Raw genomic sequence first — 16,020 nt, 5'->3', positions numbered from 1 at the left:
GAGAGGCGGTGCGACGACCGTCCGAACGCTCCTGTGCGGCCTCTTCCTCCTGTTCTCGTTGCTCGCCGCGCCGACGTCGGCGGTGGCGAAAGATCGCTGGCCGATCGACCGCGCGCTCTCGCAGCGGATCCTGGTGATGTCGGACACCTACATGCTGGCCGAACTCACCGTGCTGCTCGCCGATGTCGACAGCGAGATTGCCAAGTGTTCGGCGCGTCATCGCGATCTCGAACCGTGCCAGGACCTGATCTTCTATGCCGCAGCCCTTTCGGCGCGGACACTGGAGACACCGGCGCAAATCCAGCGGCGCTTCCAGCGGGCGATCGTGCTGGCAGAGCGCCTGTACGGCCCACTCAGCGACGAGTTCACGATCGAATTGATCGATCATTTGGCAACGCACTACCAGTCGATCGGACGCGACGACCTGGCCGAACCACTCGAGCGCTTGGTCCTCGAACGCCGCGAGCGCATCCGCAGCCCGCATCTCATCGCGGCGACGGGCGATCTGGGATCACTCCTGATGCGCAGGGGAAAATACAGGGAGGCGCGCGCGCTGCTCGAACGATCGAACGAACTCGCACTGGCCGCGGACCCCGGCGAACGACTCAATTATGTTGTCGGCCTGGCCAATCTTGCCCAACTCGAATACCGGGCGGGCAACTTCGCGACGGCCGACCGCCTCTACGAACAGGCCTGCCCAATTCTCGTTCGCGAACTGACCGGCAGCACGGCCGAGCTCACCTGCTGGCTCGACATCGGGATCCTGACGATGGAGTACCGCACGATCGCGGATGCCCGAAAGCTTTTCGAGGTCGCGCTCGCCCGGTCCACCGCCGTACTCGGGGCAAAGAATCTCTGGACGCTTAATGCGCGCAGCATGGCCGCCAAGGCGGCGAGCATTGAGGGCGACGAGCAGCGCGCGGAAGCCCTGTTCAGCGACAACCGGGCCGCGCTGGCCGATGCCCCGCCGACGACGCCTGCCTCGCAGCGAGGTCCGATCTATTTCGAGGAGGGGGCACATTACCTCCGCCATGCGAAGCAGCTGGCGCGAGCCCGCACGCTGCTGCGCCGGTCGACCGAGGAATTCCTCACTGCGATGGCCGGCTTCCCCGAATATGATGGCGAGGCGCGCAAGGTCATGCAGAAGGCGCAGCCGGCCTTTCTCGCGACCGTCGCAGCAGACTGGCGATTAGCGAAAGGCCCGGGCGCACGGTGATCGGGCTGCTCGCCGCGCTGGCCCTCGCGTCGGGTATGCCCGACCAAGTCGCGCGCTGGGAAATGCCGCCCGAGATCTATGCCGCGATCGATGAGGCCGGCGAGTCCCCCGACCTCGCTACGCTGCGTGCGCTACTCGCGCGGATCGACGCTGAAGCCGAACGCTGCGAGCGGATCGAGACCGACCAAGCGGTGTGCGAGGAAGCGTTCAACCTGTCCGCCGCCCTCTCGGGCGAGGCGCTGCTCGATGCAGAACAGGTCGGCGCGCGATATGAGCGCGCGATCGCGGTTGCCGAAGCGAAGCACGGCTTCATCGCCGAAACGCCGCTCCACCTGCACCGCACCTACGGGCTCTACCTCGCGCGGATCGGTCGGGCGCAGGCGGCGGAGGATCGACTGCGGCTCGTGGTCGAGCGCTCTGCCGGGCTCGACGCGATGACCGAGATGAGCGCGCTCGGCCACCTTGCTGTGCTGATGCTCGGCCTAGGCCGGCTCGACGAGGCCGAGGCCTATTTAGCCCCGGTGCTCGCCTTCATCGCGGATGGCGAATGGCGGCAGAACCCGTTCGCGATCTCGGTCAGGAGCACCGAAGCCGCGCTCGCCGCCGCGCGCGGCGACCATGACGAGGCAGCGTCACTCTATGCCGACACCTGCGTGGCGATGTACCGGACGATGGGCGAAACCTGGGGCGTCGCGACCTGCTCGCTCGCCTGGGGTCAGTCGCTGATCGAGATCGGTGACCTCGAGCGGGCCGAAGGCGTCTTGCGGATCGCAACCGACGCGCACGACAAGCTGATGGGGCCCGAACACGTGAATTCGCTGCTCGCCCGCGCGCAGGCCGCGCGCGTGCTTTCGCTGCGCGGAAAGGAGGCGGAGGCCGACGAACTCTTCGCCCGCAATCGCGCGCTCTTGGCGAGCGCCCCGCAATCGTTTCCGGCGGAATTGCGGACCTTGCTCTATCGGCTCGATGCCGCGCCGCTGGTGCGCGAACAGCGCGCGTTGCCACTCGCGCGGAGCCTGTTGATGGCGGCGCAGCAAGCCGCACTCGAGGCAATGGCGATGACCGGTGCGGCCGACGCGCTCGCGCGCCGGAGCCTCGAAAGCGCACGTCCTGCCTTCCTGCTTCGGGTCGAGGCCAGCTGGCGGCTGGCGAACCGCTAACCGCACCAGAACGCGCTATTCGATCCCGGGCGGGGTCGGGCTCGGATGCTTCTCGTCGCGTTCGGGTTCGAGTGTGTCGGGCCAGACGAAGCCGATCGGACGCACCGCGTTGGCGCGCTTCTTCAGTTCGCCCTTCATCTTCGAATATTCCTTCTCCATCTGCGCGGTGACGGTGGCGCGCGAATCCTCGAGCGCCTCGGCGAAGTTCTCCGCGGTCACCTCATTCACCTCCGAGCCTTCCTTGCGGATCGCGATCAGGCCGGCGCGGCGGACCACGTCTTCGAGATCGGCCCCGGTGAAGCGCGCGGTCTTCTTGGCGATCGCGGCAAGATCCACATCCTTGGCGAGAGGCATCTTCTTGGTGTGGATCCTGAGAATGTGCTCGCGTCCCTCGAGGTCGGGCGGGCCGACATAGACCAGCTCGTCGAAGCGCCCGGGGCGCAGCAGCGCGGGATCGACCAGCGTCGGGCGATTGGTCGCGCCGACCACCACCACCGACTGCAATTCCTCCATCCCGTCCATCTCGGCGAGCAGCGTGTTGACCACGCGCGCGGTAACCTGCGGTTCGCCGCTCCCGCTGCCGCGCGCGGGCACGAGGCTGTCGATCTCGTCGATAAAGACGATGCAGGGCGCGACCGCGCGGGCGCGGGCGAACATGCGGGCGATTTGCTGCTCGCTCTCGCCGTACCACTTGCTGAGCAGGTCCGAGCTCTTCATCGAGATGAAATTGGCCTGCGCCTCGCGCGCCGCGGCCTTCGCCAGCAGGGTCTTGCCGGTGCCGGGCGGGCCGTAGAGCAGCACGCCCTTGGCCGGACGGATGCCGAGCCGGTGGAAGCTCTCGGGATCCTTGAGCGGCAGTTCGACGGTTTCGCGCAAGCGGTCGGCCGCCTCGTCGACCCCGCCGACATCCTTCCAGCCGACCTGCGGGACCTGGACCATCACCTCACGCATCGCCGAGGGGCTGACGCGCTTCAGCGCCTCGAGGAAATCGTCGCGCTCGACCTGCAGCTTCTCGAGGACGTCCTCGGGGATCGCCTGCGCCTCGAGATCGAGCTCGGGCATGATCCGGCGGACCGCTTCGATCGCCGCCTCGCGCGCGAGCGCGGCAAGGTCGGCGCCGACGAAACCATGCGTCCCGCGCGCCAGCTCGTCGAGATCGACTTCGTCGCCGAGCGGCATGCCGCGGGTGTGGATCGCGAGGATTTCGCGGCGCCCGTTCTCGTCGGGCACACCGATAACGATCTCGCGATCGAAGCGGCCGGGTCGCCGCAGCGCCTCGTCGACCGCATCGGGGCGGTTTGTGGCTGCGATCACCACGACGTTGGCGCGGTTCGACAACCCGTCCATCAGCGTCAGCAACTGGGCGACGAGGCGCTTTTCGGCTTCGCCCTGCACCCGGTCGCGCTTGGGGGCGATCGAATCGATCTCGTCGATGAAGACGATGGCGGGCTGGCTGCGCGCCGCCTCCTCGAACACGTCGCGCAGGCGCTTTTCGCTCTCGCCATAGGCCGAGCCCATGATTTCGGGACCGTTGATGGTGAAGAACGCCGCTTCACTCTCATTCGCGACCGCCTGCGCGAGCCGGGTCTTGCCGGTGCCCGGCGGACCGTGGAGCAGCACACCCTTGGGCGGGTCCACGCCGAGCCGGGTGAACAGCTCGGGATAACGCAGCGGGAGTTCGACCATCTCGCGCAATTGCTGGATAGTCTCCTCCATCCCGCCCACATCGTCGTAATTGACCGCCGCGCCGGGGCCTTGCGCTTCGGCGAACTCTGTTCGCAATTCGACTTCGGTCGTCTCGTCGATATGGACCACGCCGCGCGGCGCGGTCGACACCACGGACAGGCGGATCTCGGTCAGCGCGAAGGCCGGCGCGTTGACCATCCGCGCGAGTTCGGGGGGCATGTTCTGCACCGGCTGGCGGCCACGCGTCGCGACCAAATCGCCGGTCAGCAAGGGACGACCGAAGAAATTGCGTTTCAATGCCTCGCCTGGCCCCTGGAGCTTCATCTCGCGCTGGGCGGGAGCGAAGATCACCCGCTTGGCGGGACGCGATTCGACCTTGCGGATGGTGACGTGGTCGCCCGCACGCGCCTCGGCATTCGAGCGCTGGAGACCATCGAGCCGGATCAGTTCGAGCCCCTCGTCGTCGGCATAGGGCGCAAGCACGCGTGCGACGGTAGTATCCTTGCCCTCGATCTCGATCACGTCGCCTTCGGTGACTCCGAGCGCGCTCATCGCCGAGCGCGCGATGCGGGCCATGCCGCTGCCGCTTTCCTCCTGCTTGGCGTTCGCGACCTGTAGTTTGACGGTCTTCTCTTCGACCGCCGTCTTCGCATCCGCCATGGAAAGCCCGCTCCGTTATCGTTCTCGTTTGCCGGGGAGAGCTAGGAACGCCCTCCCTCCAATGCAAATGAACGAGCCAGGCAAAGGTGCCTTGGGGGCCCTGCAGTTCCAGCGAGCGAGCAAGAAAAAAGCCCGGGAGCCGAAGCTCCCGGGCTGGGAAGTTTTGGGAGAGGATGCCTAATAGGCGCAGTCTTTATGTGCGGTGCAGCAAATTTGTGCAAGTGCGAAATGCGGGCCGCGTGTTGCGTCTTGCGCAACACTCCGCCGCGGAATGCCCACAATTCGCCCCGTGACAATCGCGTTCGTGCCGCTTAATCCGCGCGGCATGCAGAAACTCTATCCCGATGCCGCCGCCGCCCTCGAAGGATTGCTCGAAGACGGCCTGACCATCGCCGCCGGGGGCTTCGGCCTGTGCGGCATTCCCGAACGCCTCCTCGACGCGGTGCGCGACAGCGGGGTCAAGGACCTGACCTTCGCCAGCAACAATGCCGGAATCGACAATGAAGGCATCGGCAAGCTGCTGCGCACCAAGCAGGTCAGGAAGATGATCTCCTCCTATGTCGGCGAGAACAAGGAGTTCGAACGCCAGTTTCTCGCCGGCGAACTCGAAGTCGAATTCTGTCCGCAGGGAACGCTCGCCGAGCGCATGCGCGCCGGGGGCGCGGGCATCCCCGCCTTCTTCACCAAGACCGGGGTCGGAACGCAGGTCGCCGAAGGCAAGGAAGTTCGCAGCTTCGACGGCGAGGACTATGTGATGGAGCGGGGCATCTTCGCCGATCTCGCACTGGTGAAGGCATGGAAGGCCGACGAGACCGGCAACCTCGTGTTCCGCAAGACCGCACGCAATTTCAACCAGCCGGCCGCGACCTGCGGCAAGGTCTGCGTGGTCGAGGTCGAGGAAGTGGTGCCCGCGGGCGAACTCGATCCCGACTGCATCCACCTGCCGGGCGTCTACGTCCAGCGGATGATCGTCGGCGCGCCTTACGACAAGAAGATCGAGTTCCGCACCACGCGCGAGCGCGCCGAGGCTTGATCCGCGCGGGCCGCCTCGGTCTGGCGACGCTGCTGGGGGCCGCCCTGTCGGGCTGCGTCGCGGCGGCGATCCCGGTGCTGGCCGGCGGCGCGATCGCCGGGTCCACCGCGCGCGGCGGCACCGCGAAGACAGCACCCGAGACGGTTGCCACGCGACCGACGCCCCCCGCCACGACGGCCACTCGCGCCGCGACCGGCCTCGAGGCGTCGACACCCCTCCCGCAACAGGCTGCGCTGTCGGGGCCGACGCCCTACGACGCGTTCGTGGCCTACGCGCTGGCCGAGGCGCGTGCCTACTTGCCCAACGAGACCCGCCGCTCGACCGTGCTGGCGAATCCCGACGCGCTTTCGCCCGAGACGCGCGCCTGCGCCGACCAGGCCCCCGCCGTGATGATCGATCTCGATCCGCAGGACGAGGTGCTCGATCCGGATGCGGTGGCGAAAATCGCGGTCGAGCTTGCGCCCGCGCTGTCGCGACTGCGCGCCAAGGGGCTGACGATCGTGTGGCTGAGCGGTGCCGACCGCAGCCGGACCGAGGCGATCCGCCAGCTGCTCGCGCGCACCATGCTCGATCCGGCAGGGCGCGACGTGCTCGCATTGCCCGCGCCGAGCGAACGCAAGCAGGGCCTTCGCCGCCGTCTCGGCGAGGAATTCTGCATCGAGGCGATCGCGGGCGACCGACGCGCCGATTTCGACGAGCTTTACGATTTCCTGCGCGACGAAAGCGCGGCATTCGCACTCGAACCGCTGATCGGCCAAGGGTGGTTCCTCGTTCCCCCGGTGCTCGCGGAGGGAGACTGACATGCGATATCTGATCCTCGCCATTGCAATGCTGCCGCTGGCGGCGTGCTCGACCAGCACATACAACACCTACGAGGCGGCACCGGCCACGCCCCGCGCCGAGGCGCCCGCGGCCGACGTCGCAGCGATCGATGCGCTGCTCGAAGATGTCTACGCCGTCATCAGCGGCCCCGTCGGCAGCCTGCGCGAATTCGACCGGATGCGCTCGCTGTTCACCCCCGATGCGCGGCTCTCCTCGATCGGGCCCGATGGCGTTTCGGGCGGGACGGTCGACGATTACATCGCGCGCAGCGGCCCGTTCCTCGTCGAGCGCGGCTTCACCGAACGCCAGCTTTCGCGGCGAATCGAGGTATGGGGCGACCTCGCCCATGCATGGTCGTCCTACGAAGGCACATTCACCAATCCCGACGGCACGCCTGGCAGCGTGCGCGGGATCAATTCCTTCCAGTTCGCCCGCATCGACGGGATTTGGAAGGTACAATCGATTTTCTGGCAGGCGACCGGCCCCGGCCGCGCGCTGCCGACTGACATGAGCGGAGAGTAATTCATGCCCTGGGATCGCAATCAAATGGCCGCGCGCGCCGCGCAGGAGCTCGAAGACGGCTATTACGTCAATCTCGGCATCGGCATCCCCACGCTGGTCGCCAACCACATACCCGAAGGGATGCACGTAACGCTGCAGAGCGAGAACGGCATGCTCGGCATCGGCCCCTTCCCCTATGAGGGCGAGGAGGATGCCGACCTGATCAATGCCGGCAAGCAGACCATCAGCGAACTGGAGCACAGCGCCTATTTCGACAGTGCGCAGAGCTTCGCGATGATCCGCGGCGGGCATATCGACCTGACCGTGCTCGGCGCGATGGAAGTCGCCGAAAACGGCGACATCGCCAACTGGATGATCCCGGGCAAGATGATCAAGGGCATGGGCGGGGCGATGGACCTCGTCGCGGGCGTCAAGAAGATCATCGTGGTGATGGATCACACCGCCAAGGACGGTTCGCCCAAGTTTATCCCCGAATGCACGCTGCCGCTCACCGGCACCAACGTGGTCGACATGATCGTGACCAATATGGGCGTGTTCCGTCGCAAGGATCACGACAGCAAGTTCCAGCTGATCGAACTCGCGCCCGGCGTGACCGAGGAGGAGATCGCCGCGGCGACCACCGCCGAGTACGAGGTCGCTCTCGGCTGATATTGTAGGGCTGACCGGCCATGTGGCTCGATAATCCGCGCAAGCCGAACGCCCCGCTCGCGGGGGTGAAGGTGCTCGACCTGTCGCGGGTTCTGGCCGGGCCGTTCGCCGGACAGATTCTCGCGGACCTCGGCGCGGACGTGATCAAGGTCGAAAGCCCCGAAGGCGATACGACGCGCCAGTGGGGGCCGCCCTTCGTCGAGCGCGAAGGCGAGACCACCGCCGCCTATTACCATGCCTGCAATCGCGGCAAGCGCGGGATCGTTGCCGATTTTCGCGACGAGGGCGACCTTGCTCGCGTGCGCGAGCTCGCCGCGGGCGCGGACGTCGTGCTCGAGAACTTCAAACCGGATGCGTTGGCGAAATTCGGGCTCGACTACGCCGCGCTCTCGGACGCCAATCCGTCGCTAGTCTATTGCTCGATCACCGGCTTCGGGCAGGACGGGCCGCGGCGCGACGAGCCGGGCTACGATTTCATGATCCAGGCGATGAGCGGATTCATGGGGTTGACCGGCGAGCCCGATGGCGAACCGATGAAGGCGGGGGTCTCGATCTCGGACCTGTCCTGCGCGCTGTGGTCGGTGATCGCGATCCAGTCGACACTGCTGATGCGCGAACGCACGGGGAAGGGCCAGTGGATCGACATGGCGCTGCTCGATTGCTCGGTCTCGCTGCTCGCCAACCAGGCGATGAGCCTCTTCGCGACCGGGTGGAACCCGCCACGCATGGGCAACAGTCACGCGCAGGTCAGCGCCTATGGCGTATTCCCGACCCAAGACGGGCCGGTGGTGCTCGCCCCCGCCAACGACAAACTGTTCCGCAAATTGCTCGAAGTGCTCGACCGCCACGACCTGCTCAAGGAACGACGCTTCGCCACCAACGCCGATCGCCTCGCCAACCGCGACGAACTCGACGCGCTGATCGCGGCCGAGACCGCGTCGCGCGGCCGCGACACGCTTCTCTCCGCCTGCGCCGAGGCGGGCATCCCGGCAGGCCCGATCAACGATCTCGACGAGGTCTTCGCCGACCCCCAGGTGATCGCGCGCGGCATGAAGCTCGATTGCGACGGGGTGCCCGGCCTGCGCAGCCCGTTCCGCTTCTCCGATGCCGAGCTGGCGCTCGACCAGCCCTCTCCGCGCCAGGGCGAGCACGGCGACTGAAACGAAAAAGGGCGGCTCCCTGCCGGGGCCGCCCTCTTCGTATGCGTGAGACTGAAGCTTACGCCAGCGCGGCCTTGAGATCGTCGACCAGGTCGGTCCGTTCCCACGGGAAGTGATCGCCGTCGACGTCGCGGCCGAAATGGCCGTAGGCGGCGCTCTTGCGGTAGATCGGCTTGTTGAGACCCAGATGCGTGCGGATGCCGCGCGGGGTCAGGCCGCCGAGCTTGGCGATGCCGCGGATCGCATCCTCGATCGCCGCGTCGTCGACCGTCCCGGTGCCGTGCGTGTCGACATAGAGCGACAGCGGTTCGGACACGCCGATCGCATAGGCGAGCTGGATCGTGACGCGCGAGGCGAGACCCGCTGCAACGATGTTCTTGGCGAGGTAACGGGTGATATAGGCCGCGCTGCGATCGACCTTGGTCGGATCCTTGCCGCTGAACGCGCCGCCGCCATGCGGGGCCGCGCCGCCATAGGTGTCGACGATGATCTTGCGACCGGTGAGGCCCGCATCTCCGTCCGGTCCGCCGATCTCGAAGGTGCCGGTCGGGTTGATGTGCCACACGGTGTCGTCCGAGACGAAGCCGTCGGGCAGGATCTCGGTCACCACGCCCTTCACATAGGCGTGGAGCTCGGCTTCCTTCTCGCCCTCGTCATAGCCCGGCGCGTGCTGGGTGCTGACCACCACCGCGGTGCACGCGACCGGCTTGCCATCCTTGTAACGCAGCGTGACCTGGCTCTTGCTGTCGGGCTCGAGGAACGGCGCGACGCCGTTCTTGCGGTCCTCGGCCAGTCGGTGGAGGATCTTGTGGCTGTAATCGATCGGTGCCGGCATCAGGTCGGGCGTCTCGTCGCAGGCGAAGCCGAACATGATGCCCTGGTCGCCCGCGCCTTCGTCCTTGTTGCCGCTCGCATCAACGCCCTGTGCGATGTGGACGCTCTGTCCGTGCAGGTGGTTTTCGAACACCAGCGTCTGCCAGTGGAAGCCGTCCTGTTCGTAGCCGATCTCGCGCACGACGCCGCGCACGGTTTCCTCGATCTCCTGTTCGACGCCGGGTGCCCAGTTTCCATCGGCGTCCATGATGCCCTGGCCGCGAATCTCGCCCGACAGGATCACGCGCTGGGTGGTCGTCATCGTCTCGCAGGCGACCCGTGCCTCGGGATCCTTCGCGAGGAACAGGTCGACGATCGCATCCGAAATCTGGTCCGACACCTTGTCGGGATGGCCTTCGGACACGCTTTCGGAGGTAAACAGGTAATCGGAGCGCATTTGAGCCTCATATAAAGAAAGCTTTATGTGTGGGGCGCGTGTTAGCCCCGCGCGCGGCGGCTGGCAACCAGCGCAATCACGCAAAATAGCACCGCCCACACCATCGCCAGCCAATTCCCCAGCCGCGCGAACAAGGTCGGCGCGTGGGCGGGTGGGACGAACCCATCGCGCCGCTCCGCGCTGTGGCGCGGGATGTATTCGCGCACCACGCCCCGCGCGTCGATCACCGCGCTGATCCCGGTGGTCGTCGAGCGCAGCACCGGCAGGCCTTCCTCGATCGCGCGCATCCGCGCCTGCGCGAGATGCTGCGGCGGTCCCGATGGGCCGAACCAGCCGTCGTTCGAAGGGTTGAAGATGTAATCGGGCCGGTCCGAACGATCGACCACCTGTCCGCTGAACACGATCTCGTAGCAGACCTGCACGCCCGCGCGACCGTATTCGCCGAGCTCGAGCGTGCGCGGCCCCGGTCCGGGGAAAAAGTCCACCGCGCCCGGCACCAGCCGCGAGAGCCCGAGCGGCTCGAGCACGTCGCGCATCGGAAGGTATTCGCCGTAGGGGACGAGGTGCGCCTTGTTGTAGCTCGCGCGGATCTGCCCGCTGCCGTCGATCGCGGTAACGGAATTGCGCGCCCCGGCGAGCGCGCCATCCTCGAATTCGAGATCCTGCGTACCGCTCAGCAACAGCGCGTTGGCGCCGATCGTGCGTGCGATCCGGCGCTTCGAGGCGAGCGGGTCGGCGAGGTAGTTGAAGCGCAGGTAGTAGCGGAAGGGATAGCCTTCGCGCAGGAAGTCCTGGATGCCCGATTCGGGCCACAGCACCAGCCGCGGCTCATCGTCGCGCGGGCGCGAAAGCGCCGCGGTGCGCGCGAAATTCTCTTCGAAATACTCGCGCTCGTTGAGCTTTTCCTGGCGGATATCGGGCTGGACCAGCGTGTAGCGCAGCGTCCCTTCGCGCGGCTCTCCCAACGGGCGCGGGACGAGCAGCGCCAACACCGGCAGCAGCGCGAGCGCGATCGCGAGTCCGCGCCGTTCGCGCCAGCGCGCCGCCAGCCACCAGCAACCGCCCAATGCGATCACCATGCCCGACAGCGCATAGGTCCCGGTGAACTGCGCGATCACGGCGAGCCCCGGTCGTTCGAACGGCCCGAGTGCGATCATCGCGAGCGGGTTCCAGGCATAGCCGGTAAAAGCCCAGCTGCGCAGCCATTCGGCGACGATCCAGCCTCCCGCCAATGCGGGAACCATCACCCAGCCGGTGCGCGCCCGGCCCGCCAGCCACCAGCCGGCAAGCGCGGCAAGCGCAGGAAATACGGCGAGATAAACCGCGAGTAGCAAAACCGCGATCGAGCCGAGCCAGGCAGGCATGTTCGCCTGGTAGCCGAAGGCGACCGCGATCCAGCTATTGCCGAGCGTGAAATGGCCGAACCCGAACATCCAGCCACGCCAGGCGGCGGACTTCCCGTTCGGTGCGTGGGCGACCAGCGCCACGAACAGCGCCAGCGCCGCGAGCGCCAGCGGCCACAAATTGTAAGGGGAGAAGCCGAGCGCGGCGAGCGGCCCGGCCGCCAGCGCGCTCAATCGCGGGTGAGCGACGAGCCAGCGACCGATCGCGTTCGCGCCGGTGCGGGCGCGCCTGTCGAGCGAGCCCACCCGTCAATTCCTAGGCAGCGGCTTCTTCGCCGTCTTCGCTGGCGGCGCGACGGGTTCGGCGACGCGGCTTGGGCGCCTCGTCCGCGTCGTCGCCGATAGCGGGCGGCAGCGCGCTGGGATCGAGCCCGTGGGGGCCGTTGTCCTTGGCCGGCTTCGCCTTGCCGTTGGCCTTCGCCTTGGCCGGCTTGCGCTTGGCCACGAAGGGGTTTTCCTCGCCGTCGGCATCGGAACCTTCGTTCTGTTCGCGCCCCTGGGTGGCTTCCTGCCCTTCGTTCTTGCGCGAGCGGCGCGGCTTCTTCGGGCGATCGTCGCGACCGTCGTTGTCGTGATCGTCCCGGCGATCGTCGTCGTCATCGTCGGAGCCGTGCTTGCCGCCGCGATTGTCGTCGCGCTTGGCGCGTTGTTCGTCCTGCCGGGCCTTGTTGTCGGCGATGACGCGGAAATAGTGATCGGCAAATTGCAGGTAGTATTCCGCCTGCACCCGATCGCCGTTCATCTGCGCGTCGTTCGCCAGCTTCTTGTACTTGTCGAGAAGCTGGGGTGCGTTGCCGCGCGCGCGACTGTCGATCCGGTTCGGAAACTGATTGCCCTGCGACCGGTTGTTGCCGCCGCGACCGCGACGACGGTTGTTACCACGATTGTTGCTCAAGGATTCGTGTTCCTTTGTGACGCCGTCATACGCGGCGGTATCCCTCCTCCGCACGCTCTTCGCGCGGGGCCAATCCCGGTATCCTTTCCGGTTCCTGCACGTCGACGAGCGGCGCGCTGGTATCCGGTCTGGTCTGGGACTTGTCTCCGGCGAACCCTCTGGTTCCCGCCGGAGCAACTCCAGAGGTAGCGGTTGTAGGACGCCTTGCCAAGCCCCCTATGGTTTCGGGCGAAGGATAAGTGCGCGTGGCCGCCCCGCGAGATCACGCCGCAATTCGCTCGAGAACCCGGCCTCGGAGGCGATCTGCGCCACCGATTCGGCCTGTTGGTGGCCGATTTCGAAGATCGCGACACCGTTTTCGGCAAGCAGTTCGGGCAATTTCGGGATCAAGACGCGGTAGTCATCGAGGCCTTCGGGGCCGGCGAACAGCGCCTCGCCCGGCTCGTAATCGTGGACATCGGCATCGAGCAAGGCATCGGCCTCGACATAGGGCGGGTTGCACACCACCAGGTCGAACCGCCCGAGATCGTCTTGCCAGCCGTCGTCGAGCCAGCTGCGCCGCTCGAACCGCCAGTCGTTCGCCAGATCGAGCGCCCGTGCATTCTCGGTCGCGGTTTCGATCGCCCGGGACGAAGCATCGATCCCGACGCCCGCTGCCGCGGGGCGCTCCGAAAGCAGGGTCAGCAAGAGCGCACCGCTGCCCGTTCCGAGGTCGAGCACCCGGCGCGGCGACGAACAGGATTCGAGTGCGGCGCGCACCAGCGTTTCGCTGTCGCCGCGAGGGATCAGAACGCCCGGTCGTACCGCGAAGCAACGCCCGTAGAATTCCTGCTCGCCGGTAATGTAGGCGATCGGCTCGTGCCGGGCGCGGCGATCGACCAGCGCCTCGAAGCCGTCCGGCGCCGGATCGCGCTGATGCCGGAGCAGCATGTCCGAGCGCGAGCAATCGAGCGCATGCGCCATCAGCAATTCGGCGTCGAGCCGCGCGCTGTCGCTAGTGGCGGACAGGTGATCCGCCGCGGCGCGCAGGGCTTCGCCGACGGTCATTCCTCCATCGCGGCGAGGCGCTTGGCTTCGTCCTCGGCGATAAGGGTGTCGATCACTTCGCCAAGCCCGGGCCCTTCGAGGATCTGCGGCAGCTTCTGCAGCGTCAGCCCGATGCGGTGATCGGTCACGCGGCCCTGCGGGAAATTGTAGGTGCGGATGCGTTCGGAGCGGTCGCCCGAGCCGACCATCGCCTTGCGCGCCTCGGCCTCGGCCCCCTCGACCGCATCGCGCTGCTTCTCGAACAGCCGCGCACGCAGGACCTGCATCGCCTTCTCGCGATTCTTGTGCTGGCTGCGCCCGTCCTGGCAGGTCACCACCGTATCGGTGGGCAGGTGGGTGATGCGGATTGCGCTGTCGGTGGTGTTGACGTGCTGACCACCCGCACCGCTGGCGCGATAGGTATCGATCTTGAGGTCGGTCGGGTCGATCTGCACGTCGACATCGTCGGCCTCGGGCAGCACCGCGACGGTCGCCGCGGAGGTGTGGATGCGCCCGCCGCTCTCGGTCACCGGCACGCGCTGCACCCGGTGCACGCCGCTCTCGAACTTGAGCTTGGCGAACACGCCGGTGCCTTTCACGTTGGCGATGATTTCCTTGTAGCCGCCGACGTCCGACGCGCTGATCGAGACCGGCTCGACCTTCCAGCCGCGTTCGGCGGCATAGCCTTCGTACATGCGGTAGAGATCGCCCGCGAACAGCGCGGCCTCGTCGCCGCCCGTCCCGGCGCGGATTTCGAGCATGGCGGGCTTGGCATCGGCTTTGTCGCGCGGCAGCATCGCCGCGGCGAGCCGGCGTTCGGCCTCGGGCAGCTTTGCCTTGAGTTCGACCAGCTCCTCTTCGGCGAGCGCCTTCATTTCGGGATCGGAGACGAGCTCGGACAGCTCGGCGATCTCGGCGCGCATCGCCTTTACCTCGTTGGCTATCTTGGCCACCGGTTCGAGCTCGGCATAGTCGCGGCTCGCCTGCACGAAAGCCTCGCCCTCGAGTGTGCCCGAGGCCATCCGCGCTTCGAGCTCGGCGAAGCGATTGGCAATCTGGTCGAGGCGTTCGGCGGGGATGGTCAAGGAACTAAACTCTCAATCTCGTCATCCCGGCCTCCGAGCCGGGATCCCGCTTATTGCAGCGGCGCTGAAAGAACGGAAGCGGGACCCCGGATCAAGTCGAGGGTGACGGATTGCGGGCCCCTAGGACCGAGATGATCCTGCTCGCGTCTCCTTCACCGGAAATTCCGTGGTAGCCGCGCTCGTCGACCCGGAGGATGTGTTGCGGATTTTGCTTCACCGCCTTGTCGTAGCGTTTCTTCGGAGAACCTGTCGCCATGATGTCGGCGATCACGCCTCCCTTCCGAAGATCGGACAGCAGCTCTATTGCGGCCGCCATGCCTTCGTCGCATTCGACCAGGACCATGGCTTCGAGGCGTTCGGGCGCACGGTCCCCCACCAGCATCGCCAATCGCTCGATCCCCGCGGCCCAGCCGACTGCGGGCGTCGGCGCGCCGCCGAGGCTTTCCATCAACCCATCATAGCGACCGCCGCCAAGGATCGTGCTCTGGCTGCCCAGCCTTCCGGCCGCCTCGCTGCCCTCGTCGGGAATGAATTCGAACGCGGTGTGGCGATAATAATCGAGCCCGCGCACGAGGCTTTCGGCGCGCGTCCATTTCACGCCCGCCGCGTCGAGCCCGGCGGTGACCGCATCGAAGAAGGCGCGCGCATCGTCGGACAGGAACTGGTCGATCTTCGGCGCATCGGCGACGAATTGCCGATCGCGGCGATCCTTGCTGTCGAGGATGCGCAGCGGGTTCTTTTCGAGCCGCTCCTGCGAATCCTCGCTCAACTCGTCCTTCACCGCACGGAAATGCTCCACCAGCGCGGCGCGCCAGGCTTCGCGGCTGTCGCCGTCGCCGAGCGTGTTGAGGTGCAGCGTCACGCCCTCGATGCCGAGCTCCTTCAAGAGCTGGTCTGCCATCGCGAGCAATTCGACATCGGCCTGCGGTTCGGCCGCGCCGATGATCTCGGCATCGATCTGGTGGAACTGGCGATAGCGGCCCTTCTGCGGGCGCTCGTAACGGAACAGCGGGCCGTGCGTGGCGAGCTTCAGCGGCGCGTGCTGCTGCCAGCCGTTCGAAAGAAAGGCGCGGGCGATGCCCGCGGTGAATTCGGGGCGCAAGGTCAGCGATTCGCCGCCGCGATCCTCGAACGAATACATTTCCTTCGATACGATATCGGTGGTCTCTCCGATCGAACGGGCGAACACCTCGGTCTTTTCGAACACCGGCATTTCGGCCCGCCGGAAGCGGTAGAGCCTGCGCACGCGCTCGAAGGTCTCGACCACGAAGGCGAAGGCCTCGGCATCGGCTCCGAAGATGTCCTGCGTCCCGCGGATGGCTTGTGGCGTTTTTGGCATGGGTCGCGCGATTAAGGCGAACTGCCCCCTTCCGCAATCCTCCGCCCTTCGCTATCGGCCCGCCAAGTCTTTCTGGGGAGGGGGACCGAACATTT

Annotated in this window: 14 protein-coding genes; 7 read left to right on the top strand and 7 right to left on the bottom strand. The window is 66.8% G+C overall.

Translation table 11 applies throughout. From position 1 onward, the window contains the following. The first annotated feature begins 82 nt into the window (after positions 1-82). Together T8S45_RS13215 and T8S45_RS13210 are read left to right on the top strand one after the other, a co-directional pair. Positions 83-1,216 carry a tetratricopeptide repeat protein gene (locus tag T8S45_RS13215; protein WP_322294065.1) on the top strand — a complete coding sequence of 378 codons (1,134 nt, stop codon included), beginning with the start codon at positions 83-85 and terminating at the stop codon, positions 1,214-1,216. Further along, positions 1,213-2,376: a tetratricopeptide repeat-containing protein gene (locus tag T8S45_RS13210; RefSeq protein WP_322294064.1), complete on the top strand. Its 1,164-nt coding sequence runs from the start codon at positions 1,213-1,215 to the stop codon at positions 2,374-2,376. Before T8S45_RS13215 ends, T8S45_RS13210 begins: the two co-directional genes overlap by 4 nt. Positions 2,377-2,391: 15 nt before the next feature. Here the strand turns inward: T8S45_RS13210 and T8S45_RS13205 are convergent, their stop codons facing one another. Next, on the bottom strand, positions 2,392-4,722 hold the full coding sequence (locus tag T8S45_RS13205; protein ID WP_322294063.1) for a CDC48 family AAA ATPase: 2,331 nt from the start codon (positions 4,720-4,722) through the stop codon (positions 2,392-2,394). A gap of 325 nt (positions 4,723-5,047) precedes the next feature. Here T8S45_RS13205 and T8S45_RS13200 point away from each other — a divergent pair, with 325 nt between their 5' ends. The 5 genes from T8S45_RS13200 to T8S45_RS13180 are packed head-to-tail and all read left to right on the top strand — an operon-like array spanning position 5,048 to position 8,907. Continuing rightward, entirely contained in the window at positions 5,048-5,755 is a 708-nt protein-coding gene (locus tag T8S45_RS13200) for a CoA transferase subunit A (RefSeq protein WP_322294062.1), read from the top strand. After that, entirely contained in the window at positions 5,752-6,555 is an 804-nt protein-coding gene (locus T8S45_RS13195; protein WP_322294061.1) for a hypothetical protein, read from the top strand. Before T8S45_RS13200 ends, T8S45_RS13195 begins: the two co-directional genes overlap by 4 nt. A 1-nt stretch (position 6,556) precedes the next feature. Continuing rightward, on the top strand, positions 6,557-7,099 hold the full coding sequence (locus T8S45_RS13190) for a nuclear transport factor 2 family protein (RefSeq protein WP_322294060.1): 543 nt from the start codon (positions 6,557-6,559) through the stop codon (positions 7,097-7,099). A 3-nt stretch (positions 7,100-7,102) separates the two neighbouring features. Next, a complete protein-coding gene (locus tag T8S45_RS13185; RefSeq protein WP_188640904.1) occupies positions 7,103-7,747 on the top strand; it encodes a CoA transferase subunit B in 645 nt (214 codons plus the stop codon). 20 nt (positions 7,748-7,767) lie between these two features. Beyond that, the gene (locus T8S45_RS13180) at positions 7,768-8,907 is read left to right on the top strand and encodes a CaiB/BaiF CoA transferase family protein (RefSeq protein WP_322294059.1); all 1,140 of its coding nucleotides are present in this window, start codon (positions 7,768-7,770) and stop codon (positions 8,905-8,907) included. A 58-nt stretch (positions 8,908-8,965) separates the two neighbouring features. Here the strand turns inward: T8S45_RS13180 and metK are convergent, their stop codons facing one another. The 6 genes from metK to hisS form a co-directional block, all read right to left on the bottom strand. Next, on the bottom strand, positions 8,966-10,177 hold the full coding sequence (metK, locus tag T8S45_RS13175; RefSeq protein WP_322294058.1) for a methionine adenosyltransferase: 1,212 nt from the start codon (positions 10,175-10,177) through the stop codon (positions 8,966-8,968). 41 nt (positions 10,178-10,218) lie between these two features. Next, complete coding sequence (gene lnt, locus T8S45_RS13170; protein WP_322294057.1) at positions 10,219-11,826, bottom strand: apolipoprotein N-acyltransferase; 1,608 nt, start codon at positions 11,824-11,826, stop codon at positions 10,219-10,221. 10 nt (positions 11,827-11,836) lie between these two features. After that, the gene (locus T8S45_RS13165) at positions 11,837-12,475 is read right to left on the bottom strand and encodes a DUF4167 domain-containing protein (protein ID WP_322294056.1); all 639 of its coding nucleotides are present in this window, start codon (positions 12,473-12,475) and stop codon (positions 11,837-11,839) included. 216 nt (positions 12,476-12,691) lie between these two features. Next, positions 12,692-13,522 (bottom strand): peptide chain release factor N(5)-glutamine methyltransferase, encoded by an 831-nt coding sequence (gene prmC, locus T8S45_RS13160; protein WP_322294055.1) that lies wholly within the window; start codon positions 13,520-13,522, stop codon positions 12,692-12,694. Continuing rightward, positions 13,519-14,586 carry a peptide chain release factor 1 gene (gene prfA / locus T8S45_RS13155; RefSeq protein ID WP_322294054.1) on the bottom strand — a complete coding sequence of 356 codons (1,068 nt, stop codon included), beginning with the start codon at positions 14,584-14,586 and terminating at the stop codon, positions 13,519-13,521. Before prfA ends, prmC begins: the two co-directional genes overlap by 4 nt. 91 nt (positions 14,587-14,677) lie before the next feature. Continuing rightward, the gene (gene hisS, locus T8S45_RS13150) at positions 14,678-15,925 is read right to left on the bottom strand and encodes a histidine--tRNA ligase (RefSeq protein ID WP_322294053.1); all 1,248 of its coding nucleotides are present in this window, start codon (positions 15,923-15,925) and stop codon (positions 14,678-14,680) included. Between the last annotated feature and the right edge of the window lie 95 nt (positions 15,926-16,020).

Source organism: Pseudoblastomonas marina, from assembly GCF_034374265.1.
In the GTDB taxonomy this organism is placed as follows: domain Bacteria; phylum Pseudomonadota; class Alphaproteobacteria; order Sphingomonadales; family Sphingomonadaceae; genus Alteriqipengyuania_A; species Alteriqipengyuania_A marina.
The sequence above is the reverse complement of the archived record's forward strand: the minus strand, read 5'-3'. Positions and strand labels throughout refer to the sequence as shown.

What these genes read in the sequence shown, in the direction of transcription:
- T8S45_RS13190 (WP_322294060.1), top strand. Translation starts at nt 6,557, where the DNA reads ATGCGATATCTGATCCTCGCCATTGCAATGCTGCCGCTGGCGGCGTGC.
- metK (WP_322294058.1), bottom strand. Translation starts at nt 10,177, where the DNA reads ATGCGCTCCGATTACCTGTTTACCTCCGAAAGCGTGTCCGAAGGCCAT.
- prmC (WP_322294055.1), bottom strand. Translation starts at nt 13,522, where the DNA reads ATGACCGTCGGCGAAGCCCTGCGCGCCGCGGCGGATCACCTGTCCGCC.
- T8S45_RS13205 (WP_322294063.1), bottom strand. Translation starts at nt 4,722, where the DNA reads ATGGCGGATGCGAAGACGGCGGTCGAAGAGAAGACCGTCAAACTACAG.
- T8S45_RS13185 (WP_188640904.1), top strand. Translation starts at nt 7,103, where the DNA reads ATGCCCTGGGATCGCAATCAAATGGCCGCGCGCGCCGCGCAGGAGCTC.
- T8S45_RS13180 (WP_322294059.1), top strand. Translation starts at nt 7,768, where the DNA reads ATGTGGCTCGATAATCCGCGCAAGCCGAACGCCCCGCTCGCGGGGGTG.
- T8S45_RS13200 (WP_322294062.1), top strand. Translation starts at nt 5,048, where the DNA reads ATGCAGAAACTCTATCCCGATGCCGCCGCCGCCCTCGAAGGATTGCTC.
- hisS (WP_322294053.1), bottom strand. Translation starts at nt 15,925, where the DNA reads ATGCCAAAAACGCCACAAGCCATCCGCGGGACGCAGGACATCTTCGGA.